The 24,140-nt window shown below is 43.0% G+C and carries 18 protein-coding genes, 1 tRNA gene and 1 pseudogene; all 20 read right to left on the bottom strand.

All coding sequences use genetic code 11. The features are described from left to right. Positions 1 to 87: 87 nt before the first annotated feature. Positions 88 to 732 carry a zinc ribbon domain-containing protein gene (locus tag BM294_RS10500; RefSeq protein WP_091207933.1) on the bottom strand — a complete coding sequence of 215 codons (645 nt, stop codon included), beginning with the start codon at positions 730 to 732 and terminating at the stop codon, positions 88 to 90. Positions 733 to 747: 15 nt separating this feature from the next. After that, a complete protein-coding gene (locus tag BM294_RS10495; protein ID WP_091207930.1) occupies positions 748 to 1,569 on the bottom strand; it encodes a zinc ribbon domain-containing protein in 822 nt (273 codons plus the stop codon). A gap of 193 nt (positions 1,570 to 1,762) precedes the next feature. Beyond that, positions 1,763 to 2,557, bottom strand: a complete 795-nt coding sequence (locus BM294_RS10490) for a site-specific integrase (protein WP_091207927.1) — start codon at positions 2,555 to 2,557, stop codon at positions 1,763 to 1,765. A gap of 209 nt (positions 2,558 to 2,766) precedes the next feature. Beyond that, positions 2,767 to 2,837 (bottom strand) — tRNA-Trp (locus tag BM294_RS10485). Positions 2,838 to 3,050: 213 nt separating this feature from the next. Then, a complete protein-coding gene (radA, locus tag BM294_RS10475) occupies positions 3,051 to 4,442 on the bottom strand; it encodes a DNA repair protein RadA (RefSeq protein ID WP_091207924.1) in 1,392 nt (463 codons plus the stop codon). A gap of 282 nt (positions 4,443 to 4,724) precedes the next feature. After that, positions 4,725 to 7,286: an ATP-dependent Clp protease ATP-binding subunit gene (locus tag BM294_RS10470; RefSeq protein WP_091207921.1), complete on the bottom strand. Its 2,562-nt coding sequence runs from the start codon at positions 7,284 to 7,286 to the stop codon at positions 4,725 to 4,727. A 224-nt stretch (positions 7,287 to 7,510) separates the two neighbouring features. Further along, entirely contained in the window at positions 7,511 to 9,139 is a 1,629-nt protein-coding gene (locus BM294_RS10465) for a cadherin-like beta sandwich domain-containing protein (protein WP_091207918.1), read from the bottom strand. A 33-nt stretch (positions 9,140 to 9,172) separates the two neighbouring features. Continuing rightward, entirely contained in the window at positions 9,173 to 11,332 is a 2,160-nt protein-coding gene (locus BM294_RS10460) for an SH3 domain-containing protein (protein WP_175494635.1), read from the bottom strand. A gap of 451 nt (positions 11,333 to 11,783) precedes the next feature. Further along, positions 11,784 to 13,187 (bottom strand): oxaloacetate decarboxylase subunit alpha, encoded by a 1,404-nt coding sequence (locus BM294_RS10455; RefSeq protein WP_091207913.1) that lies wholly within the window; start codon positions 13,185 to 13,187, stop codon positions 11,784 to 11,786. A gap of 14 nt (positions 13,188 to 13,201) precedes the next feature. Further along, on the bottom strand, positions 13,202 to 14,350 hold the full coding sequence (locus BM294_RS10450) for a sodium ion-translocating decarboxylase subunit beta (protein ID WP_091207910.1): 1,149 nt from the start codon (positions 14,348 to 14,350) through the stop codon (positions 13,202 to 13,204). Positions 14,351 to 14,416: 66 nt separating this feature from the next. Continuing rightward, the gene (locus tag BM294_RS10445) at positions 14,417 to 14,782 is read right to left on the bottom strand and encodes a biotin/lipoyl-containing protein (RefSeq protein WP_091207907.1); all 366 of its coding nucleotides are present in this window, start codon (positions 14,780 to 14,782) and stop codon (positions 14,417 to 14,419) included. Positions 14,783 to 14,902: 120 nt separating this feature from the next. Then, on the bottom strand, positions 14,903 to 15,352 hold the full coding sequence (locus tag BM294_RS16695; RefSeq protein ID WP_442950780.1) for an acyl-CoA carboxylase biotin carboxyl carrier protein subunit: 450 nt from the start codon (positions 15,350 to 15,352) through the stop codon (positions 14,903 to 14,905). Then, positions 15,332 to 15,589 (bottom strand): annotated as a pseudogene (locus tag BM294_RS16690) (OadG family protein); the annotation flags it as partial. The pseudogene BM294_RS16690 and the gene BM294_RS16695, both read right to left, overlap by 21 nt. A gap of 464 nt (positions 15,590 to 16,053) precedes the next feature. Beyond that, positions 16,054 to 17,412 carry a carboxyl transferase domain-containing protein gene (locus tag BM294_RS10435; RefSeq protein WP_091207902.1) on the bottom strand — a complete coding sequence of 453 codons (1,359 nt, stop codon included), beginning with the start codon at positions 17,410 to 17,412 and terminating at the stop codon, positions 16,054 to 16,056. A gap of 333 nt (positions 17,413 to 17,745) precedes the next feature. After that, positions 17,746 to 19,137, bottom strand: coding sequence for an RsmF rRNA methyltransferase first C-terminal domain-containing protein (locus BM294_RS10430; RefSeq protein WP_091207899.1), 1,392 nt, complete (start codon positions 19,135 to 19,137; stop codon positions 17,746 to 17,748). Positions 19,138 to 19,200: 63 nt separating this feature from the next. Continuing rightward, positions 19,201 to 19,773 carry a DUF6465 family protein gene (locus BM294_RS16310; RefSeq protein WP_091207896.1) on the bottom strand — a complete coding sequence of 191 codons (573 nt, stop codon included), beginning with the start codon at positions 19,771 to 19,773 and terminating at the stop codon, positions 19,201 to 19,203. 74 nt (positions 19,774 to 19,847) lie between these two features. Then, positions 19,848 to 20,987: an O-antigen polymerase gene (locus BM294_RS10420; RefSeq protein ID WP_175494633.1), complete on the bottom strand. Its 1,140-nt coding sequence runs from the start codon at positions 20,985 to 20,987 to the stop codon at positions 19,848 to 19,850. 167 nt (positions 20,988 to 21,154) lie between these two features. Beyond that, positions 21,155 to 22,372, bottom strand: a complete 1,218-nt coding sequence (locus tag BM294_RS10415) for a CdaR family protein (RefSeq protein WP_091207890.1) — start codon at positions 22,370 to 22,372, stop codon at positions 21,155 to 21,157. After that, positions 22,369 to 23,226: a diadenylate cyclase CdaA gene (gene cdaA / locus BM294_RS10410; RefSeq protein ID WP_091207887.1), complete on the bottom strand. Its 858-nt coding sequence runs from the start codon at positions 23,224 to 23,226 to the stop codon at positions 22,369 to 22,371. The genes BM294_RS10415 and cdaA overlap by 4 nt, the downstream gene beginning before the upstream one ends. Then, positions 23,226 to 24,131, bottom strand: coding sequence for a hypothetical protein (locus BM294_RS10405; RefSeq protein ID WP_091207885.1), 906 nt, complete (start codon positions 24,129 to 24,131; stop codon positions 23,226 to 23,228). The genes cdaA and BM294_RS10405 overlap by 1 nt, the downstream gene beginning before the upstream one ends. Positions 24,132 to 24,140: the final 9 nt, after the last annotated feature.

Here is a 24,140-nt window from a genome sequence, read left to right as displayed (position 1 = left end):
ATTAATATTAATTCTAACATCAATCCAAGAGGATTATATCCTTCTTTAGGTTTACACAGAATAAATTACAGTCTCTGTTTCTCTTATCTATTCAAGATGGTTTACATCATAATATATAACTGTAATCATTGCGTTTAAATGCCATAGCTCAATCTTGCTTTCAGAAGTATTCCAATATTCTGTATTATCTATTCTAGAAGATTCTCCATACAAATTTTCAAATCTATGTTTAAGTTGTTGAGCGGCTTTATAGTATGGCAAAATATCTTCGTCAACCATAACAACAATAAAAACCTTATATAATAAGTCGTTATCATCAAATTGTAATGATACTAATGCCGAAACTCCATCAATGGATTCGTATTGTTCAATTCGTATGTAATAAGAAGTTTTGCCATCTTTTTCATTCACCATCCATCCATCTGGGTACTTTAATTCAATCTCTGATAGTTGAGAACGCCATTTTATCCCATCAAATAACCCGCTCCTATCTGGTTGATGAGCAATAACAAATGCTATAGCTAGCATCAAGCAAATTATCACAATAGTGAATGTGACTTTTATTCTCTTTGCAAAAAGCTGATGCTTTAATTGTTTTTCTTTTTCAACCTTCTCTTTTTCCTCGATTTCTTTTGCAGCTAGAATATCTTCTATAGGATAGCCACATTTTAAACAAACAGTAGCTTTGTCGCTGACTTTATTACCACATTCCGGACAAGTAACTAATGCCATCTCTCGCTCCGTAATTTAATTAAAATGCAACTTCATTCGGCTATAAGCATTTGCGACAGCTGTATCCGCTGTATTAAAGTTGTCAGCAAATGTTTGAAGGCTACCTGTTGGATTTATTACTTGATTTGTTAAATCTAAGTAAGAATCATAGAATGTTTGAAGATCATCGTAAGCATCTTCCCATTCTTCAGGAGGATTTTTCATGTCTTTCATAGCAGATGTAACAGATTTCTGGTTACTTTCGATGTTGTCAATCTTGCTTTGAAAACTACTATCACCAAACAAATTTCCTAAAGCAACATTAAAATCATCCGGAAAATAGCCTTTTGGTCTAGTGTACTTATCTGTAGTAGCATCACGCTTTTCATATATTGCGTTACTCCATACACTCTTAATTAGATTACCACATTCCTCTGCATCAGAAGCACCTGATAGCATTAAATACGATATGTTTTTTAGGTTTTCCCCGTAATCAGCACTTAATTTAGCCGCTTCTTGAACAGCTTTGTCTTCTTGCACTTTCTTTACGCCAAAAATAATACCGACAACAACAACCAGAGCGACCATAGCCATAATTATTGATTTCTTATTTATGGGGGACGCAATATTAACCTTTGTAACTTCTACTTGTTGTGGTATTTGATCTTTAGCTTCTGGTTTAGCTTCTTCTATTGGACAGCCACATTTAGAGCATATCGACGCACCATCTTCTAATTCAGCGCCACATTCAGGGCATAACTTTGGAGAATCTTCTTTTAAGATATATCCACAATGAATACATTTTTTTGCCTTATCAGAAATTTGTTCTCCACAACCAGGACACACAATCATTGCCATATCTTTTTTCCCTCACTCAATATTTGATTTAATGGTTCTCAACTACTATTTCTAACATTTAACCATAGTACACATGCTACACCTATTTACCAACAACTTCTATGTCGACAAATACAAATGAAAACATCACTGAATTTTTCACGAAATTTTTATCAATTTTTCAGTCAACAAATACACTGATATTGCTCAATTTTTATCTATCACCATTTACGATCCTCATATTGTACTTAGGTAGCTTTATTTCCCCGGTGTATTCATCATATTGTCTGGAAACGTAAATCAGACCTTCATCGAAATTAATATCCTTTACCCTAAGCTCAGTTAGTTCTGAGTAACGGAGATACTGAAAAAGGCATACAATCAGTGCATTACCGTATATAAAACCTCTTAAAGAGTGTTCTGAGTTTGCATGGATGGCAGGGTTATACACAGCTGAGAGAACTTCTGTAAGTCTGGCTATTTCTTCGTCGTTGTAGGCATCAATGGTTTCCTTAGATATTATCGAGGTAGGTAATTCTGTTCTTTTTACAGGATTGTCGTTAAGTCGGTATTGTGAGAAAAACATATTGAGCATGTTGCGGCGTTTCTTAAGAGAACTCTTAGAAAGCGTTGATGTTTCACTGATAAGATATTTCTGGATATGATCAGAAGTAATGGCATTAACCGGAAACTCTCCTAATATGCTTTTGCAGATTTGACTTATAGTATCGTGGTCAGTATGCTTTGTTCGTTCGGTTCTCCATGAGTGTTCGTGATAAAGTTCATACCACGCAGGCAAAGCTTTCTTAAGAGGGACAGACAAGTCACAGCTGGAATCAACATTATCAATCTTCTTTTTTCTGGCTTCGAGATTCTTTTTCCAGTTCTCTTTGGCTTCTGACTTACAGGTTCGAGAGCTGCCTTTACAGGTGCATTTTATTCCTTTATATTCTTCTGCCGTTTTATAGACATACTTTCCGGTACTCTCTTCTTTATAGATTTTTCCCATTTTTGCTCCTTTGAAAGATTAAAAAATCATTCAATCAAAAGCACTAAGTCAGTCATGATAAGGCTTTCTTAGACTTTTTTGGAGACCAAATTGGAGACCAAATTGGAGACCAAATCGGTGACCTTTTTTGATAAAAATCCATGTCAATATACAACAAAAAAGGATTCCCGATTACTCGGAAATCCTTGATTTACTGCCCTTTTATAGAGCAGGGGTTGAGGGATTCGAACCCCCATGAGCGGTTTTGGAGACCGATATCTTACCATTGGATGAAACCCCTGTGCGTCGCTCTCTTCAAGCGACTCGTATAATATACCGATTATTTTCTTCTACGTCAAGCGTTATTTTAAAATTTTTTATTTCTCCAAATAGTCGTGAAGTGTAAATGTAAATTCCACAGCACTATACACTTATTCCCAAAACAAGTCATCCAATGTCCTGTTCAAAGCCTTACAGATAGCGATGCAAAGAGCTATGGTTGGGTTATATATTTTTATGATTTTTTCATTATCTGCAGTGCTTCGCGAATGTTTCTGACGGGAATCAGCTGCACATCCTTTAAGTTTCGGTCATTCAGCTTTTTCGCATGATATGCCGGAAGAACAACCTTGTTGAAACCGAGTCTTACTGCTTCCTCCACTCGTTGTTCAGCATTGGAAACTGCACGTACTTCTCCTGAGAGACCAACCTCACCGAAGATCATGATATCATCGTTTATCTCGATATTCATGTACGATGAAATCAGAGACATGATGATGGCGAGATCCATGGAAGGTTCTGCGATATGAAGTCCTCCGGTGATGTTGAGATATGCGTCATACTTACCAATCTCAAGATTCAAACGTCTCTCAATGATGGCGATGAGCATGTTGAGACGGTTGTAATCGAAACCGTTTGTGGTTCTCCTTGGCAGATTAAAGGCACTCTGAACGACAAGCCCCTGAATCTCTATAAGAAGAGGTCTGGTGCCTTCCATGCCACATGAAACCACAGATCCTGATGCTCCGATGGGACGGCCTGAAAGAAGCAGTTCTGAAGGGTTAAGGACCTCATGAAGTCCGGTGCCCTCCATCTCAAACACAGCGATCTCATTAGTGGAACCGAATCTGTTTTTCTGTCCGTGCATGATACGAAGACTTCCGCTGCTTTCACCCTCAAAGTAGAGAACTACATCCACCATGTGTTCAAGGATTTTCGGACCGGCAACATTACCATCCTTTGTGACATGACCGACGATAAAGATGGCGATGCCGTTTTCCTTGGCCAGTCTGAGAAGCTGGGCCGATGATTCGCGAACCTGACTTACTGATCCGGGAGCTGCAGTGACGGTTTCCGTGTACATGGTCTGGATTGAATCGATGACCACGAAGTCAGGCTGCTCCTCCTGAACGGTTGCGACGATGTTTTCAATGTTGGTTTCCGTCATGAATTTGAGATCACCGCTAATGTCTACGATTCTCTCAGCTCTCATCTTTATCTGCTTGAGGCTTTCCTCACCGGAAATGTAGAGTACCTTTTTGTTTGCGTCCGCTGACAGGTTTCTTGAAACTTCAAGCAGTAATGTTGACTTTCCGATTCCCGGATCTCCTCCTAAGAGAACCAGAGAGCCTACAACTATCCCTCCTCCCAGAACTCTGTCAAGTTCACGAAAACCTGTTGGAAGTCTGTCTTCCTTCTGAAGAGATATTTCGTCTATACGGACCGGTTTTTGTCTGGCTGGTCTTATACCTCCGGATGATTTTCCCGTAGCCTTTGAAAACCCGGATGGAGCCACAGGTTCTTCGATAAATGTATTCCAGGCATGGCAACCCGGGCACTGCCCAAGCCATTTTGCGGATTCGTAACCGCATTCTTTACAAAAAAACTTTGATGTAGCTTTTGCCATAAAATTTCCTTACTTCTATTGATATCCGCTGTGTGTAAAACCATATCAGAATCACTGCTGCTTTCGACTTTTATAACACAAGGATATCATGATTTGAAAAATCGGGCCGGCAGGTGCCGACCCGAAGTGAAATTGTCTCATATATAACCAGGACAGAATGAATAAGTATCTGTTACATCATATCTGTTATGCTGACTAAGCTTTTTGTGATAAAGCAGCACATTATGTGTTGGATACTTAGTATTCTATGTGCCGGTTCTTTCCTGGATATATCTTAGGATGTCAGTTTTCAGTCTTTTCCGTAACCTTATCTTCTGAAGTCTTTTTTATGGAAGAGGTTTTTCTTCCCGAAGAAGGTTTCTTATCTGAGGATCCGCCCTCGTTCTTCTCAGGCTTTTTGCGTCCCGAGAACTTAAGCTCCTTGCCTTCCTTGTCTACTGATATTCTGACATTTGAGCTTTCCGGAACTGTTCCGCTGAGAATCTCTTCGGCCAGCTTGTCCTCAACCTCTGTCTGAATGGTACGACGAAGAGGTCTTGCGCCAAACTTAGGGTTGAAGCCCTTGTCAATGATCCATTCCTTTGCCTTTGCATCAAGACTGAGATGGATATTCATCTGTGAGGAAGCACGGCGAACTACATCCTTCATCATGATATCAAGTATATCCTTCATGTTCTCTCGTGTGATCTGATGGAATACGATGATCTCATCAATACGGTTCAGGAACTCAGGCTTGAATATACGGTTGACTTCATCCATGACTCTGCTTCTCATGAACTGATAGTCCTTTTCCTGAGAACCGTCTCCGGTATCAAATCCGAGACGCTTAGGACTTACGATCTGCTCTGCACCGGCATTTGAAGTCATGATAATGATGGTGTTCTTGAAAGAAACCTTACGGCCCTGAGCATCTGTGATGTGACCGTCATCGAGAACCTGCAGGAGAATATTGAGTACGTCAGGATGAGCCTTCTCGATCTCATCGAAGAGGATGACAGAATATGGATTTCTTCTGACCTTCTCACTTAACTGACCGCCTTCATCGTAGCCCACATATCCTGGCGGCGAACCTATCATCTTGGAGACACTGTATTTCTCCATGTACTCGGACATATCGACTCTTATGAGGTTATTCTCGGAACCGAACATCGCTTCTGCCAATGCCTTTGAAAGTTCTGTCTTACCAACACCTGTAGGTCCCAGGAACATGAAGGAACCGATAGGACGCTTAGGATCCTTGAGTCCGACTCTTCCTCTCTTGATGGCTTTTGAAACAGCAGAAACAGCTTCAGTCTGTCCGACAACTCTCTCGTGAAGAGTATCCTCGAGTCTCATGAGCTTTTCAGTCTCGCCCTCTGTGAGCTTCTGAACAGGAATCTTTGTCCATTCGGAGACAACATTGGCGATATCGGTTTCGGTGACATGAAGCTTGTTTTCTTCCTTGTCACGCTGCCACTTTTCAAGCTCCTTATCGAGCTTCTGCTTTTTCTGCTCCTGCTTCTTCTTTATCTCTGAAGCTCCCTCAAAATCTTCCTTACGGATGCACTGCTCCTTATCACTCTCCAGATCTTCTATCTGGCTTCTAAGCTTCTTTATGGACTGAGGTTCTCCTGAAGCCGATATACGAAGCTTGGATGCTGCTTCATCTATAAGATCTATGGCCTTGTCCGGAAGATATCTGTCGTTGATATATCGTACCGATAATGCTACAGCAGCCTTCAATGCTTCATCGTCGATGATAACATGATGATGCTCTTCGTATTTTGAAGAGATACCCTTAAGTATGTCATAGGTTTCCGCTTCGGTCGGTTCATCTACAGTGACCGGCTGGAAACGACGCTCGAGGGCGGCATCCTTCTCTATGTGCTTTCTGTATTCATCAAGTGTTGTGGCACCGATGATCTGAAGTTCTCCACGTGCGAGTGCCGGTTTAAGTATATTGGCAGCATCCAAGGCTCCCTCTGCTCCGCCTGCACCGATGATGGTATGTATCTCGTCGATAAAAAGAAGAATATTACCATCATTTCTTGCTTCGGCAATAACCCGCTTTATACGCTCTTCAAACTCTCCACGATATTTGGATCCGGCTACCATACCGGAGATGTCGAGAGTTACAAGACGTTTGTTCTGAATAGTCTCAGGTACATCACCTGAGTAGATTCTTTCTGCAAGACCTTCTACAACAGCAGTTTTGCCGACACCCGGCTCACCGATGAGACAAGGGTTGTTTTTGGTACGTCTCGAAAGAATCTGGATCACACGCATAATCTCGGATTCTCTGCCTATGACAGGGTCAAGCTTTCCATCGGCAGCCATCTCTGTCAGATCTCTGGAATACTGATCCAGTGTAGGGGTGTCTGACTGTCTTGCCGGCTGGGCCTGACGTGATGAACGGTCGTCTACTATGACATCATCGCCTATGACAGCCATGATCTGCTGATAAATACGCTGTGCATTGCCGCCGAGGGTTGCAATGATCCTTGAAGCGACACAGTTTGTGTCCTTGAGAAGTGCGATCAGAATATGTTCGGTACCAACAAGTCTTGATCCTGAACGCATAGCCTCCTGCATAGAGTTTTCCATGATTTTTTTGGCTGAAGGTGTATAGCCTGCACGGTCTGTGACGGCAATGCTGTTATCCGGTGAAATGAACTTGGCAATCATCTCACGGATGCGGTCGTCATCGATGCCGTTTGACTGTAGAACCTTGGCAGCCACAGCTGTTCCTTCTCTGCGAAGCCCCAGCAGTATGTGTTCTGTTCCTATGTAATTATGCCCCAGTTCCTCCGCTGACTCTATGGCAAGCTGAAGAGAACGTTGAGCCTGAATAGTAAATTGATTCATGCTTTACCACCTTTCATACAGGATATTCTAGAACATTTGTAGGATTTAATCAATGTTCACTGTATTCACTCACTCTAATTTTTTTATAAAAACAGCAGGCGTCTTAATGACGTCTGCTGTTTTTATAAAATGATTTAAATCACATATTTGATCACCCGGTACTACAATCTCTCATTAGTACTGACGGATAAATAATGCAAATATATAAGTCTTATGAACCTGAATTACAGGTTTTCGATATCAAGCCCGTTGTTTACGGATTCATCTTCTTTTCTGTCTGAATCTGTAGCTGTGCCTGATGAGTTGGTGCTTGCATACTTGGTAAGAGGGCTTGATGACTGCCATTCCTTCTGGAAGTCAAATGCCTTTGTGGCACCGAGATCTTCCTCGGAAGAATCTGTGTCATCGTCTGCATCAAGATCTTCAAAATCAAGACCTGCATCTACGGCAAGCTTCTCTTCAGGAGATACGCTATTCTGGTATGAAGACTGTTCCTTCTTTGTGATAACTCTTGTCATCTCAAGGTCGGAATTGGTCATATCCTCTTCAGGGGCAGCGGATCTCTTGAATGTATCAATTGCAATAGTCTCATCAGGTACTGAAGATGATCGCTCCGGAAGTTCTTCCTTCTTTCTATCTGAAGATGAAGAACGGCGGATGAAATCAGACTTAGTCGGATTCTTTCTGGTTATAAGTACGATGATAAAGATCAGGAGAATGAGAACTATACCGCCGAGTACACATGCAAGGATAAACATGCTGTTGTACTGACCTACAAGCTTGTCATATCTCTCAACTACTTCCGGATAACTCTCTGCATCCTTCTTCATATCGGCTGCAACAGGATCCTCGAAGTAACGCTGAATGGTCTTTTCCTGAAGGTCGTATCTGTAGAAGTTGAGTTCTCCTGCATCGTTCATACCATATACTATGCAGTACTTATGCTCTGTATCTTCCTTCCATACCCATCCCTTAACCTGATGACCGTCGATATCTATGGTGCTCTCTGCAAATCCGTAAGGAATCTCTACTTCAGAACCCGGATTCATGATGGTTATGGTCTTTTCCTTTGAACTGAGTTTAACGCCCTCGTTTACAGTCTCTGTGGAGCCGGCTGCCTGAGCTGCATCTTCAGCACTTGGGCCGCCTTCCTGCTTGGTAACCTTGATGTTATAAGCAGCCTGGGTCATTCCATCCGCAGCGGTTACAGTGATTGTGACATTGTTCTCACCCATATTGAGATTATCATTGCCGCTGACTGAAGTTGATGCACCGCTGTCTGCTGTTGCAGCATTGATAGCCAATGTGTTTACATCAGTACCTACGATAACGGAATACTCGGTGACACTGCTTGAGAACTCAGGAGTAAGTGTACCCGGAGAAACTACCAGTGATGAAAGTATGGCATTGTTAGAGGCTGTTGATGCTGAACTTACGGTGACATTGGATGAACCCTGATGAGTTACCTCTGCTATGGCTTCATCGGTGTCATAAACCTCATAGTTTGATAATGTTATAGCCGCATTACCTGATGATAATGTTTTGAACTTAAGGTTATACTCAAGGGTACCTGTACCGGCACCGTTTGTTGCACCTTTGACGCGGACTGTACCGGCACCGCCTTCAGCATCTGTACCGCTTACAAACTGAAGGAGGTTTGAATCATATCCAAGTGTGACATCAGCTCTGGAAAGTGTTCCGTCCTGACTGGAAATCTTCATCGTAACATTAACATCTGAACCGGCTGTAACAGTTGGATCAGAAAATGAGATCGAAGCTGTGGCAGCCAGTGCCTGTAATGACATGACTAAGGAAATGGCTGCTGTGGCTAAATAATATTTAAAATGTCTCATGAAAACCTCTTTTTAATTAATATTCGATTTATTTTACAACGGACCGGCTACAACTTCAACCATATTAGATGTGATAGCTGCATCAGTTGCTGAAACCGTACCGTTGTTTCCGTCTGCCTGAACGGTCACTGAAACAGATTGTCCCAGTGAATCTATGGACTGTGTACCGGTTATGACGGTATCAGATGAAACATTCTGAGTCGCTGTCTGAGCCTGGTAAGCGTTTAGCTGTCCGCCGGCAGCCTTGTTTACAGTGATCTGATATGTTCGCTGATCTCCGTTTTCTGCTGTTACGGTTACCGGAATAACTGTTGATGCCTGATAAAGAGGTATCTGACCGGTTCCGTTTACCGTAGCCTTCTGGTGGATGGCTGTGGCAGAGACATTAACATAAGATACAGAAGGATCAACGATAAGTGTATATGATTCTGTATCCATGTTGAACCCCGGTGTAATGGTGAATCCGTCAAGGCTGAGTGAAGAAAGCTTGTTGTTTGGATTACCGTCCTTTGTAGGCATCACACATGGTGACTCAGGCATGTTGTTATATACAGGAATGAAGAATTCGATGGCATCATTTCGCATAGTCGCATTGTATGCCTTGCCCAATTTCTTGCCTTCTTCCGCTGCGCCCTGTGTGTTTGTCATATACTGGTGCTTGAACATGTTTGAACCCTGAACATTAAACTTCTTAAGATAAAGGGTGTTCTGACCGGCATTGACATAATTCTCGGCGTAGAACATGGCTCCGCCTATGATTGCGCGTTCTTGGGAGTTCCAGGGTCTGTTGTAGCTGCCGTTCTGTGAAGCATACCAGATGCCACGCTCTACTGCTGTCATGCCGCCTGTTGCATAGGCCCCTACGTTGAAAAAGTTATAGTATCCGCTTGCACCGGAAATAGAACCACTGGTGCCCTTTGTTCCCTGTTCCTGAATGATCATGGATGCGAGAACGTAAGGATTGACCTGAGTGATCTGCGCAGCTTCCATGATGATATCGGCATAAGGTACAGTCACTGTTGAACCGTAAACAGCTGCGGTGCTGTTTGCAGCGGTTGAAGTATCCGTTGAAACTGAAGTATTTGCAGTTCCTGTAGGACCTGCTGTGGTGCCGTCTCCTGCATTTACGTATGAACCTACTGTAGGACCTGTGGTACTGTTGGAAGAAACTGAAGTATCAGAGGTTGTAGCATCTGTAACTTCGATTACACCGGTTGAAGATTCTGATGTGGAAGTATCAGTAGTTGCTGCATCAGAAACTGTAGGAGCGTCATAGTTGATAACGACTTCATCAGAACTCATACCTGAACCTACAAGATCTGCTATGGAATTCACTACAGTTGTGGAAGTATCGGCAGATGTACCGGTGGTCATTCCGGCATAAGCAGACTGGAGTGCAGACTGATACAGAGGACTTGATGAATCAATGGCAACAGATCCTTCGAGGAAAGTGCCTTTAATCATTGACTTAAGTCCTTCAATTGTCTGCCTGGATGGGTCATATTTATGAGCTGTAAACTGGAATACATAGTCTGCATCAAGGAAGTTTCTCGGATCCATATAGTATTCAAGAATCTCTTTTGAGGCAGCTACCCATGTGGCACCGTCAAATCCTGGCCATGATGAAGTAGTCCAGTCAAACTTGCCGGGATCGGTTGATTTCCAGGATGATTTCACGCTTTTCTCTATGAGGCTGTTGGTTCCCTGAAGCTCTGCCTGAATGACAGTGGACCAGTCAAGGCCGGTGTTTACCGCAGTGAATACCCAGTTTGGGTACTGCGCGTGGAGCTGTCTGAGGCCTGATTTGTAGCTTTCAGGAAAGCCCTGTTGTGCAAGATAAGCTTCAAAACTTGCATCTGTTGAGTATGTGGCTTGTGCTGATACAAAGTCTGAACGTACATATCCTGTTCCGCCGAAAAATGATATATAGTACCATGTTTTTCCGTCACTCCCGGTAGTCTGATTCAATACGGTTACAGCAGTGTTGTTTCCAAGAGCCGTAACTACAGAACCGTCTGTACCTGCAGATGATCGTACATTTACATTGGTTCCGTGTATAACGGAAGCAGAATCGGCATAAACTATGGCAGTCTGATTGAAGTAAGACGCTGCCGGTGATGACATAAAAATACTGAAGGCCGAAAGTAATGCACCTGTCTTATAAAGTTGTCGTTTCATTGCGGATTTTTTCATAATTAAATCTCCCCCTTGTTGGGAACATCGGCCCATTGAAATTTCGCATAGCGAAGGGCTGATTGGGAATCCCTATGGGATCCATAAAGCTTCGAGCTTTATCATTAACTGAATATAGACAATTCTGATTTATCGGAGGAATCTGTGTACATACTGATGAAGTATGTATATCAAATGACCGATAAACAAAATCAAGGTATACTTTTACCACTTTTACAATATAAAATCAGCACCGTAAACCGTCAATGGATAACTCAATTAATTCAGATAACCGACAAAGAATCGTAATATACGAGGCTGTATCAGAAATAAAAACTTTGCTGAGTTGCGATAAAAAATATGTGCAACCGACATGATATTACACTCTGTCAGTTGCACATTATACATGGAATTATAAACCAAAGGCGGTGCCGTTTCCGACACCGCCTTTGATTAAGGATAAATCAGTCTATTAAACCGGATATGCTTTGTTAGCCTTGTCAGCTGCTGTTGCAGCGACACCTGTCTGCTGAGCATTACGATACTCGAAGAAATCCTTTGCTACAGCAGGGAAAAGAGCATATGAAAGAACATCTTCCTTTGTAGGATTCTCTACATACTGCTTTGTTTCCTCTGTATACTTCTCCATCTGAGGAGCAATGTGATCTGCAGGACGGTCAGTCATCTGAGCCTCGCCCTTAAGGATCTTCTCTACTACTTCAGGATCCATAGGCTTTACAGTTCTACCGAACTCGCCGGCAACGAGCTTACGTGATTCCTTAGGAACCATCTTGTATCTCTCGCCCATAAGAACATTCATAACAGCCTGTGTTCCGACGATCTGTGAAGAAGGAGTAACGAGAGGTGGCTCACCGAAGTCCTTACGAACTCTTGGAACTTCCTCAAGAACCTCTGTAAGCTGGTCGTCCTTTCCGGCCTGATGAAGCTGAGAGATAAGGTTACTGAGCATTCCGCCCGGAACCTGATATCTGAGTGTATTAACGTTAACACCAAGAACCTTTGTGGAAAGAAGACCTGACTTCAGGCACTCCTCACGGTATGGCTCGAAGTAGTTGGATACGTCGATGAGCTTGTTAACATCAAGACCTGTATCAAACTCTGTTCCTTCAAGAGCCTTAACCATAACATCAGTTGAAGGCTGTGATGTACCAAGTGCGAAAGGTGTTGAAGCTGTATCGATGATATCAGCTCCTGCCTCGATACACTTGAGGTAAGTCATAGAAGCCATACCTGATGTGTAGTGTGTATGAATTTCGATAGGAAGCTTTGTTCCTCTCTTAAGTGCCTTAACAAGATCATAGCCGGCCTGTGGAAGAAGAAGACCTGCCATATCCTTGATACAAAGTGAATCTGCACCAAGACTCTCAACGTCGTTGGCAAGCTTCTCCCAGTAATCAAGTGTGTATGCATCACCAAGTGTGTAGCAAAGTGCGATCTGAGCATGACCGCCCTCCTTCTTGGTTGCCTTTACGGCTGTCTCAAGGTTACGGATATCATTGAGACAGTCAAAGATACGGATAACATCGATACCGTTTGCAATTGATCTCTCAACGAAGTTCTCAACAACATCGTCGGCATAGTGGTTGTATCCGAGGATATTCTGACCTCTGAAAAGCATCTGAAGCTTTGTGTTCTTCATGTGGCGCTTGATCATTCTGAGTCTCTCCCAAGGATCTTCCTTAAGGAAACGGAGACATGAATCAAAAGTAGCTCCACCCCAACACTCAACTGCGTTATATCCAACCTGATCCATCTTATCAAGGATCGGCTCCATAACTGAACTCGGCATACGAGTTGCAATCAATGACTGATGCGCATCGCGCAGTACTGTTTCTGTAATTTTAACCTTAGCCATTTTATCTCCTCTTTTTACTTAACGCCGTAAACGGCCATAAATGTACCGGCTGCAACGGCAGTACCGATAACTCCGGCAACGTTAGGACCCATAGCCTGCATGAGCAGGAAGTTTGTAGGGTCAGTCTCGGCAGCAACCTTCTGTGATACTCTGGCAGCCATAGGAACGGCAGAAACACCAGCAGAACCGATCAGAGGATTGATCTTCTTGCCTGAAAGAACATACATGAGCTTTCCGATGATAACACCTGCAGCTGTACCGAATGCGAAAGCGATAAGACCGAGAGCTACGATCTTTAAGGTATCAACATTAAGGAAAGCCTCGGCTGATGTTGCACCACCTACAGAAGTTCCGAGCATGATAACTACGATGTACATCATAGCATTTGAAGCTGTCTCTGTAAGCTGCTTAACAACACCGCACTCCTTGAAGAGATTTCCAAGCATAAGCATACCAACAAGTGGTGCTGTTGTAGGAAGAAGGAGACATACTACTACTGTAACAACGATTGGGAAAAGAATTCTCTCAAGCTTTGATACAGGACGAAGTGTAGGCATCTTTACCTTACGCTCCTCTTCTGTTGTAAGAGCCTTCATGATAGGAGGCTGAATGATAGGAACCAGTGACATGTAGGAGTAAGCTGCTACTGCGATAGGTCCTAAAAGTGATGTCTGACCAAGCTTGTTGCAAAGGAAAATGGATGTAGGACCGTCAGCTCCACCGATGATGGAGATGGCTGCCGCTGCAGCTCCATTGAATCCCATGAAGATGGCCATGAAGTAAGCTGAATAAATACCGAACTGAGCTGCAGCTCCGAGCAGGAATGTGATCGGGTTTGCAATCAGCGGTGAGAAATCAGTCTGAGCACCTACACCCATGAAGATAAGTGATGGCAGAATAGCCCACTCATCAAGATGGAAGAAGTACCAAAGTAATCCGCCTGTTCCGTTAATTGAATTTTCCGGAGCCATCATGATGTCCGGATAAATATTAACAAGCAGCATACCAAAAGCGATAGGAACCAGAAGAAGTGGCTCAAATCCCTTGGCGATAGCAAGATACAGGAAAATAAAAGCGACGAAAATCATCAGGATATTTCCCCATGTCATGCTTACGAAGGCTGTCTGCTGGAGCAGGTTTGAAAATGTTTGTAATGCGTTCATATTTTAATAACCTCCAGTACAGCAAATCAAATCAACTTAATGCAATCTATACTATCGATATATCGATCAGTTAAGAGTTGCAAGAGTTGCACCTGACTCTACTGCATCACCAACTGCAACATTGATGGAAGCTACTGTGCCATCCTGAGGAGCAACGATCTCGTTCTCCATCTTCATAGCCTCGAGTACAAGGATGGCCTCACCTGACTTAACAGCCTCGCCAACCTTCTTCTTAACAGCAAGGATCTTACCAGGCATAGGAGCCTCAACCTTTACTGAACCCTGAGCGCCTGATGCTGCAGGTGCAGGAGCTGCTGCAGGAGCCGGTGCTGCTGCAGGTGCAGCTGCCTTAGGAGCAGAAACAGCGCTGCCACCCTCTTCTACTGTTACGTCATAAGCGACGCCGTTAACTGTAATAGTATATTTCTTCATATTAATACCTCTCACGTTGGGAACAACGGCCCATTGATATTTCGCCTTGCGAAGAGCCGTCGCTACATGTCAGGCTTCAAAGGAAACCTGATACAAGTTACATAAGGGCAATCGCCCGTATCAATTTAAAGTTGCAAGTGTTGAACCTGATTCTACAGCATCACCAACAGAAACGTTGATAGAAGCTACTGTGCCATCCTGAGGAGCAACGATCTCGTTCTCCATCTTCATGGCCTCAAGAACAAGGATGGCTTCGCCTGACTTAACGGCATCACCGACATTCTTCTTGACAGCAAGAATCTTACCGGGCATAGGTGCATCTACTTTGACAGAGCCCTGTGTTCCTGTTGCCTTTGGAGCAGCTGCAGGTGCCGGAGCAGCTGCAGGAGCAACTGAAGTAACTACCGGAGCTGAAACCGGTGCTGCCTCTACCGGAGCTGCTGCTGAAAAGCTGCGACTTCTTAATGGGCGAACACGAAGATTGTTATTGAGTGTAGGACCCGGTACAAATCCGTTTCCTGCTCCGGCTGTCTCTGTATCAGCCTCGTAAGCAGCGATAGCTGCTGCAATAACGGCCTGTATTGTATCATCTGTAGCTGTTGGAGCAGATACTGCAGGAGCAGGTGCAGCCTTAGGAGCCTCTGCCTTTGGTGCTGCAGATGCAGCTGCCTTCTGAGTCTTGCTCTCCTTCATCTTCTTCTCAAATACACCGATGAACTTGAAAAGTGAAATTATCCATGCAATGAAGATAAGAACTGCAAATACAGTACCCATACCAACAACAAGGTTTCCTGCTGCATCACCCATGAGCTCGCTCATAGAGTACTGAGGCTCGAATGTCATCTCAGTTGTTGCACCGGTCATCTCATTGATGCCGAGAGTAAGCTTAAGTTCTCTATTTTCAAATGTGGAATTGATTACGATCTGATAGCCGTCTTCTGTTTTTGAAGCTTCTGCGCTATCTACACTCTTAAAGGCACCCAGACGATCAAGATCATTTTTGTAGTTTGTAAGACCGTTGAATGTAATGGCATCCTTTGTCTTGTATGCAGAATCTATCTGCTTCTGAATATCTTCCTCTGTAAGAGTATAGATACTCTGCTCTGCATACTGCTTTGCCTGCTGTTCGAGAGCACTCTTGATGGTTGGCTCGATAGTCTCAACCGCCTTGGTGTTTGAACTTCCGCAAGCTGCGAGTGTGATAACGGAAAATACAAGAGCTAAACAGAGAGCAGCTTTTCTAAACCACTGTTTCATTCTGTCTCCTCTCATCAAACTGTTCCGTTCTTCTTGTCCGGTCTGTAAACACTCTTCCAACCAAGCATCTGAAGGGAAGCAGCAATTCTCTGTCTTGTCTCCTCAGGAGCGATGATCTCGTCTACATAACCTCTCTTTGCTGCTGCAAGTGCAGTGTTCTTCTCGGCAAATTCCTTTGCAAGCTCAGCATCACCGTCAGCTACAACCTTTGCAGCCTTGTCAGCATCCATAACACCGATTTTTGATGTGTTGTATGCATAAACAATATCTGCACCGAGAGCCTTGGCACCAAATGTAAGACCTGCTGTACCAAGTGCATTCTTAACAACTGTGATAACAGGTACATCAGCATTGCTGTATGCATAAGCAAGCTTTGCAGCTGCTGTAGGCATATGCTTCTCTGTGCACTCACAGTTGCAGTATCCGGTCACGTCTACAACTGAAACTACAGGAAGATCGAAAGCGTTGGCAAATGACACAAGTCTTGCAGCCTTGTCAGCACCCTTCCATGTGAGCTTCTGCTTCTTATTTGCAACGATGGCAACTGTCTCGCCGCCAATCTGAGCGAAACCTGTTACAACATCACTTGAGTATCCCTTCTTTGTTTCAAGGAAGATACCGTTGTCTGCAAGCTGCTTAACAGCTTCATCAGCATCAAGTGTGTCGAATGAAAGAACAGCACGATTGAGATCGTCTGTTGTCTCATCAAGAACTCCACCGTCTTCATTATTTCCAGGTAATACAGCAACTAACTTACGAATCTGAGCGAAAATCTCTTCTTCTGTGCCATCGAAATCAACGAGTCCAAACTCTTCACGCTTTGCAGCCTTGGCGATCTCGTCGTCCTTGTTGCCAATTACAGCATCAGGAGCATTTACATATGCCTTTGCTGTAGTGTTCTCCATGAGAACATAATCGGAAAGACCTGCAAGAACGGTAAGTCCGCCGCCGCAGTTTCCGAAAATGGCTGTAATCTGAGGAATCTGTCCGCTTGCAAGTGTCTGCTTCTTATAAATACGTCCAAGACCGAATAAGGCATCATTTGCCTCCTCAAGTCTTACGCCTGAGCAATCTACAAGAGCGATCACAGGAGCCTGATTCTTCATTGCCATTGAGTAAATGTTGGCAATTTTTCTGGCATGCATCTCTCCGATCGAACCGCCGAGAACTGCAGAATCCTGTGCATATACATACACAAGGTTACCGTCGATAGTTCCATAGCCGGTTACTACACCATCGGATGGTGCTTTCTTCTCAGCAAGGTTGAAATCTGTAGATCTTGCCTCAACAAGACGACCAACTTCAACGAAGCTGAACTCATCGAGCAGTGACTGTATTCTTGTCAGAGCTGATGATGTTGACTGATTATCCATGTTTTATCCTCCATTTCATATATAAACAAGGGGCATAATTTGCCCCGGTTTATGTCGAATATATTGTATACGAAACATATGTGCATTTCAATATAAATTTACGATATTTTATAAGCCATGTTAAAAAAATGACAATATTTTATCGTTAAAATATCCATTCATAAACCACATTATTTCGTGCTTTATGTAAGTTATGCCATATAAACAATAGTTTTTTGCTATATGGGCTATCAGCTAAAAGGTATACTTATATTCCTGGCCTTTTGGCTAAGTATTTAAGACAGGACAGTCGATTCCGGTATTCTTTATTTAGGGAAACACTGATATATTCAATCAATTAAATCGCAGGCCCTTAGGGTAATGGTTTTTTATCTGACTGTTGACGAGTTTGCCGAGACCCAGTGCCACACCGTCACAGGATACTACGCACCAGCCTTTGCCACTTATATCTTGCGGTGCGGGTATCTGAAGACCTTTCAGGTATTGCTCTGTTCTGGGATCACCGGATGAATAATCACATACGGTAAAATCAAAGTGCTTCAGTTCCTTATCATCATGGATGCTCATGGCGTGAGTAAGTGAGTGTTCGGGTTCGATTCGCCTGGTGAGATCTGTAGCTTTCAGTATACCTGTACGGAAAAACTTTAATCCTCGTAAATCCGGCAGAACCTTTGGCACGAGATATATCTGATCCTTTACTTTGGTTTCCTTAAGATCCTGAGTGTTGATGCTTCCTTCGGGAGCGCTTATCACGGCCCCGTATTTCTCAAGTTCCTTTTCAAAAGGATCCAATCCATCCTTTATAAATACTGAGATATAGTGTCCTTCTCCCTTCTCTTTGTGAGGCCATACTCTTTTTTCGAATATAAGTTTCATATCGCTGTGGTTTTCAAGAATGAAATCACGTATATCTTCATCTTCCTCTTTTTCAAAGGTACATGTGGAGTAACATAGCTTTCCTCCGGGAGCGAGCATGCGGCAGGCATTGGAGACAATCTCCTTCTGACGGGCGGCACACAGAGAGACATTTTCGGGAGACCACTCAGTAACAGCGGTTTCATCTTTTCTGAACATGCCTTCGCCGGAGCAAGGCGCATCTACGATTATTCTTGTGAAATATTCAGGAAAGAACTGTGCAAGCTTTCCGGTGTCTTCATTAAGGACAGCAGCATTTCGTATACCCATTCTTTCGATGTTTGAACTTAATGTTTTTGCTCTGAGAGCAACGTATTCGTTGGAGATAAGGAATCCACCCGCATCCAGTGAAAGCATATCTGCGGCCTGTGTGGACTTTCCTCCCGGGCTGGCACAAAGATCTGCTACTCTGTCAAAAGGACGTATGTCGAGATGGGTTACTGCCTGCATGGCTTCAGTTCCCTGAATATAGTAAAGACCGGCCTCGTGGTATGGATGTCTTCCGGGACGTATGCCCTTTTTATTAAGCATTTCTTCGTCCATATAGAACTCGCGGAAATATTTCTTTCCGTTATATACAGCAAAGCTGGCATCCTTTAATGGAATGAGATTCCATTCCGCCACCAGTCTGTCATAGGTGATATTATTCTCAGATGGATGGAGTTCATTTTCGAGAAGCTTTTTCAGATTTAAACGTAACCCTCTGACGGGAGCTTCATCGTAACTTTGGATGAATGCTTCAAATTCCTGAGGATCAGGAATCTGCAATCTCATGCGGTCCAGAAATTCTTTTGGTAATGTAACGGGCATAAATAATCTCCTAATAAAAAAACGGTACACATAAGCGTACCGTTTCTCAATAACATGTACAAATTAAAGGTCGATTCGGTAGTCTGCGCTTCCTACACCATCTACTGTGAAATAAGCTGCTGACTCTGCAACATTGATATATACATCAACCTTTTCAACATCAGCCTTGATGTTCTTTGCAGCGGCTATGGCCTGATCCTGAATCTTTGCAGGCTCATAATCCTGACCGTTAAGCTGTAATGTCACAAAGGTTGAAACTTCTTCTTTTACTATACTCTTCTTTTCTACAGGGGATTCCTTCTTCTCAACAGGAGCCTTCTCTGCTGCTGGCTTCTTGGCCGGCTTGGTCTCTGTCTTCTTTGCAGCTGTCTTCTTTGCTGCAGGTTTAGATGCTTCCTTCTTTTCTGCAGGAGCAGTCTTTTCTGCAACAGGCTTCTCAACAGGAGCCTTAGCTGCAGTATCCTTTACAGCGGCCTTTTCTGTAACAGGCTTCTCTACAGTTTTTGCAGTGGCTTTCTTGACAGGAGCCTCTTTCTTTTCAGAAGCTTCGGCCTTCTTTACTTCTTTTTTGATCTCGGCAAAGGACTGCCTAAGGGCTTCATCCTTGACTTCCATTGTTTTTACATTCTTCTCCATTTGCGTATCTCCCTTTTCCAAATGTATGAAAAAATATTCTACTTTTAAAATTATATTTCTGCTATTTTGCTTTGTCAATAAAGCTGATAAAACAACACGCTGAAACCAAGATAAAACCAGGTTGCAGGGTTTGAAAACCAGGTTGTGAAGAATGATACGGAAAAATAAAAGGCTAGCTCTGCGTATATCAGTCTTGTGAATGGATTGGAATTGTTCTTGTGCTCAAAAAGAATAAAGCCGGTGACAACTCCAAGTATCACTCCGAAGATTATGATGCCCGGCAGTCCGAAATCATACCATGCATCATACAGAAGAGTTACGGTTGTAAGCTCCTCTTTCGTTGTGAAAAGAGGAAAAGCCATTCCGAAATCAGGGTTCATGAACTTAAGTCCTGTCAATGTAAGGAACGGATACAGCATCCTGAGTCCTCCGGAATGAACAGTCAGCTTTTCTGTCATGACATTAAAATTATCAAAATTGTTGGCTATGTACATGTAAGGCTGGGTGATGAAAATCGGAGTTTTTGGATCCTTCATTTCAAATATTCCGTTAAGATACTCTACTGAGTGTGCTCTTTCGATGGTTATGATGACGTAAACCGAAACAAGAAGCAGGAAAATGAGGCATATCTGCCAAAGATTGTATTTTCTACCGGAAAGGCCGGCGACAAACAGTGCAAGTATCGCTGCAAACATAAACTGGAATCTGGAAACCAGAAGTACACTTATAACAAGTGGCATGATGATGCCAAGTATGGAAATGATGTCCGGGCGAAGACCGTTTGTTTTCCGGTATTCAAGATAAAGCATTGATATACCCGGAACCAGGATAGCAAGAGTTGTAAAGTAGTGTATTCCTTTAAGATGGAAGTAGCTGTATGCATGCGGAGTGTCCACTGTGAACAGAGGGACGAACCCTAACTTTATAGCTTCGAATATAAATGCGCTCCAGGATAAAACAATGATGGAAAGGATGATTATTCTATATAGGAAAGTGATAGAAAATCTTTTTGCTAGTCCAAGGGTAAAAGCGGAAGGGGTTTCTTTCTTTTTGTGGATCCTTTTTCTCAATATATTTTCAGATAATCCTGAAGTTAGATAAAAAATGAAATAAAAAAAGAAAAATGAAGCCCATGTAGATATAGTCCATTCTGTGGACAAACGGCTGAGTTGTAACCTGGAGATACCCTCTCCGCCTAAAAGACCAAGGGCCATGAGTCCTCTTAGATTTAGAATTTCTCCGGTCTTTTTGTATTCGGTTAAATAAAAAAATACAGCAATGCCTATGAGAAAGATAGAGGAAAGAGCGGATATTCCCGCTCTCCCCGTGATAAAACTTATCAGATAGGCTGCTGTATAAATAAGTAGGTTTTTGAAATCGGTCATGATTGATTGCTTGTACTCTCTGAAGTAGAAGTTTCTTTGGACTGCTCAGAATCATCATCTCCGGAAGATTCTTTTTCTCCGGACACCCCGTTCTGAGTTTCGTTTTGTGAAGCTGATGATTCGGAAGAAGTTTCCGATGTTTCGTTATCACCGTTATGCTTCTGATCCTGAGAGGAATTGTTTCCCGAGGGACCTTCTGTAGGTGCCGGTAAAGGTGCCGGTGCCAGTCCTCCGTTTGGTGGATTGCCGCCAGTATCAGGTAGTTTCTCGATACGCACCAGAACGTTTACCTGAGGATCCTGATCATCCCCCAGTTCTACTCCAGCAGGAAGATACTGAGATAAATTAAAAGTGATGTTCAGACTTTCGGTCGCATCATTAAGATTGATCTCAGGAAGCTCAAAGACGGTCATACTGTCAATGACGCCCGGAGCAGCTGCAAGAGTTACGCTGTCAGGTGATACAGTTGTAGACTCATACTGATATCCGGCAGCCGGTGTTCCGGTCACTGATGATAACAGATTGATGGTCTTCTCTTTGTGAACCGTCACAGAATAGTTTATCTCGTCGACATTGGCAGAAACACCCTGTAATCCTGAGAGAGTGTTGCCATTTGCGTCATAATATGTGAGCTTTGCTACACCATCCTGGTTGGATGAGATATTGGCAATGTCTATCTCTACTCCCACAGATGATATACGGCCTATCTCGGACTCCGGACCTGTTATGTAAGCGGACTCCGGACTTAGCATAATATTGGCTGCCTTATAGCCTGACTTCGGATCCCCGACTGTTGTCTTCTTGATATCGAATTTCTTTTTCTGTACATCCTCGATGGAAACTCTGACTACCGATGGATGTGGGGAAACGTCCCCGATTATGGATTCTTTTCCGTTCAGAACTTCAACGTAAACAGGTACTGAACCTGTGATACTGAAATCGGAGAGTTTTATATAGGCATGAAAATCCGAACTTGATATAGAAGAACGAACATCACTTCTTACATTATAGGTGATGTTTACACTTGAACGATCCACTGACCATGTTTTTGAATCTTCTTCAAATATATCCTGATTCAGAACTTCCAATTGGACATTCTTTGTATCACTTATCTCTGGTTTCGAAACATTGACAACCATGATCCAGATAACAAATGCGAGGATCAGACTGACAGCTTTAAGAGACAGATTTTCGGTAAAAAAACGTTTGATCATTTTACCCTCTCCTTTCTGCTGCCACGAAGGAAACGGAAACGAGTGGCTGAATCTGAATCATTATTACTCTCGGCCACAGGGAGCATCGCACGAAGAGATTCTGCATCGATGGCACGTTTCAAAATACCGTTAATGGCTACTGAAACACGACCTGTTTCTTCTGATACAACTACAGTCACGGCATCATAGTTTTCTGAAATGCCCAATGCGGCTCTGTGACGTGTTCCGTAGTCTTTTGAAATCTCGGTTTCTGATAAAGGAAGATAACAGGTTGCGGATACAACGCGATCTCCAACTATAACTACTGCTCCATCATGAAGAGGTGTGTTTTTTTCGAAAATATTAATCAGAAGTGCCGAGGAAACGATTCCGTTTATAAGGATACCTGTTTCAGCAATATCATTCAGAGACTGACCCTGTTGAATGACTATAAGAGCACCTGTCTTCTTCTTTGCCATCTCGAAAGATGCTTTGACGATCTCGTTTATGGTGTTCACACTCGAGTCTTCTACATTGGCATTAGGGAATAGACTGGTTATGAAGTTACGGCTGCCAAGCTGACCAAGAGCTTTTCTGATCTCCGGCTGGAAGATAACAACAGCGGCGATGATAAAAGCGGTAGAGAGTTTTTCAATGATCCACATGATAGAGGTCAGTTTGAAAAACCATGCGACTATGATGAAGGCACCTATAACAACAAGACCTTTGAGTAACTCAAAGGCGCGTGTGTTTTTAATCCACAGCAGGAATTCGTATACGATAACTGCCAGGATTATGATCTCCATAATATTATTCTGGTAAAATGGCGGCAACAGGCTGAACCAGCTCCGCATTTTTGAAAACAACTCAGGCATTAATTCTCATCCTCATCTTTTGACTTCAGTTTAGGAATAGCTTTAACAAAATAAATATAATCATCGTCTTCAAAACGAAGGCGTTCTGTGCGTTGGTAATCCACGGCATGAAATGCCGCAACATAAGCAAGCGAAATCAGACATGAAATAATAAGTGAAGGCATCATACCTATGATTGAAAATGAAAGTTCAAAATGCATGTGGCCCACCACTGATGAAATGATCATAGACAGTATTCCCGCAATGACAGCGACTACACAATTGTAGTCAAAGGATATCTGGCTGATGATAAATGTGATGATGATGCAGAATGCAAATGCTATGATCACCACTATAGCTTCTTTGTCTTTAAACAGATTTCCGAACAGTCCGGCATAGGCGGTTGCCATGGCGGTGATGTCGCTTTCGGATGAAGCGGCGGTATATGCTGCCTGGGTAGACATGTATTCAATGAAATAGTACAGCATAACACCTATGGATACAGGCACTATCGACATGAGGCCGACAGTCAGGCCCGCAATGACCGGAATGACATAAGGTATATGAATATAAAAGAATAAAGGTACCAAAGCGATGAGCAGTGAGCTTCCTGCACGGAAAGCTGACTGTATAAGTGCGGCAAGCATCAGGACAGCTACGGCAACGATGGTTATATCAAGAGATGCGGCATATGCATTTCCAAGGATAAACATACCGAAGAATACAGGTATGCACGTCCATGGTAAAAATGAGCAAAGAACTGAGGCTGCAAAGCAGACAACGGGATGAGACAAAACGTCACTGTAACCCACACGGCTGTTTACTGTGAAGAAACACAGAAAAGCAATAACGGCTTTAATAACAGGCAGTGCCCAAAAATCGTTTTCTGTATAGAATTTCTGCAAAGATTCTTTAAATCGTAACATTTATACGCC

This window comes from Oribacterium sp. WCC10 (genome assembly GCF_900113415.1).
Lineage (GTDB): Bacteria > Bacillota > Clostridia > Lachnospirales > Lachnospiraceae > Oribacterium.
Note: the sequence above shows the minus strand (reverse complement) of the source record. Positions and strands in the feature narration are given on the sequence as shown.

What these genes read in the sequence shown, in the direction of transcription:
- BM294_RS10500 (WP_091207933.1), bottom strand. Translation starts at nt 732, where the DNA reads ATGGCATTAGTTACTTGTCCGGAATGTGGTAATAAAGTCAGCGACAAA.
- BM294_RS10495 (WP_091207930.1), bottom strand. Translation starts at nt 1,569, where the DNA reads ATGGCAATGATTGTGTGTCCTGGTTGTGGAGAACAAATTTCTGATAAG.
- BM294_RS10490 (WP_091207927.1), bottom strand. Translation starts at nt 2,557, where the DNA reads ATGGGAAAAATCTATAAAGAAGAGAGTACCGGAAAGTATGTCTATAAA.
- radA (WP_091207924.1), bottom strand. Translation starts at nt 4,442, where the DNA reads ATGGCAAAAGCTACATCAAAGTTTTTTTGTAAAGAATGCGGTTACGAA.
- BM294_RS10470 (WP_091207921.1), bottom strand. Translation starts at nt 7,286, where the DNA reads ATGAATCAATTTACTATTCAGGCTCAACGTTCTCTTCAGCTTGCCATA.
- BM294_RS10465 (WP_091207918.1), bottom strand. Translation starts at nt 9,139, where the DNA reads ATGAGACATTTTAAATATTATTTAGCCACAGCAGCCATTTCCTTAGTC.
- BM294_RS10460 (WP_175494635.1), bottom strand. Translation starts at nt 11,332, where the DNA reads ATGAAAAAATCCGCAATGAAACGACAACTTTATAAGACAGGTGCATTA.
- BM294_RS10455 (WP_091207913.1), bottom strand. Translation starts at nt 13,187, where the DNA reads ATGGCTAAGGTTAAAATTACAGAAACAGTACTGCGCGATGCGCATCAG.
- BM294_RS10450 (WP_091207910.1), bottom strand. Translation starts at nt 14,350, where the DNA reads ATGAACGCATTACAAACATTTTCAAACCTGCTCCAGCAGACAGCCTTC.
- BM294_RS10445 (WP_091207907.1), bottom strand. Translation starts at nt 14,782, where the DNA reads ATGAAGAAATATACTATTACAGTTAACGGCGTCGCTTATGACGTAACA.
- BM294_RS10435 (WP_091207902.1), bottom strand. Translation starts at nt 17,412, where the DNA reads ATGGATAATCAGTCAACATCATCAGCTCTGACAAGAATACAGTCACTG.
- BM294_RS10430 (WP_091207899.1), bottom strand. Translation starts at nt 19,137, where the DNA reads ATGCCCGTTACATTACCAAAAGAATTTCTGGACCGCATGAGATTGCAG.
- BM294_RS16310 (WP_091207896.1), bottom strand. Translation starts at nt 19,773, where the DNA reads ATGGAGAAGAATGTAAAAACAATGGAAGTCAAGGATGAAGCCCTTAGG.
- BM294_RS10420 (WP_175494633.1), bottom strand. Translation starts at nt 20,987, where the DNA reads ATGGCCCTTGGTCTTTTAGGCGGAGAGGGTATCTCCAGGTTACAACTC.
- BM294_RS10415 (WP_091207890.1), bottom strand. Translation starts at nt 22,372, where the DNA reads ATGATCAAACGTTTTTTTACCGAAAATCTGTCTCTTAAAGCTGTCAGT.
- cdaA (WP_091207887.1), bottom strand. Translation starts at nt 23,226, where the DNA reads ATGCCTGAGTTGTTTTCAAAAATGCGGAGCTGGTTCAGCCTGTTGCCG.
- BM294_RS10405 (WP_091207885.1), bottom strand. Translation starts at nt 24,131, where the DNA reads ATGTTACGATTTAAAGAATCTTTGCAGAAATTCTATACAGAAAACGAT.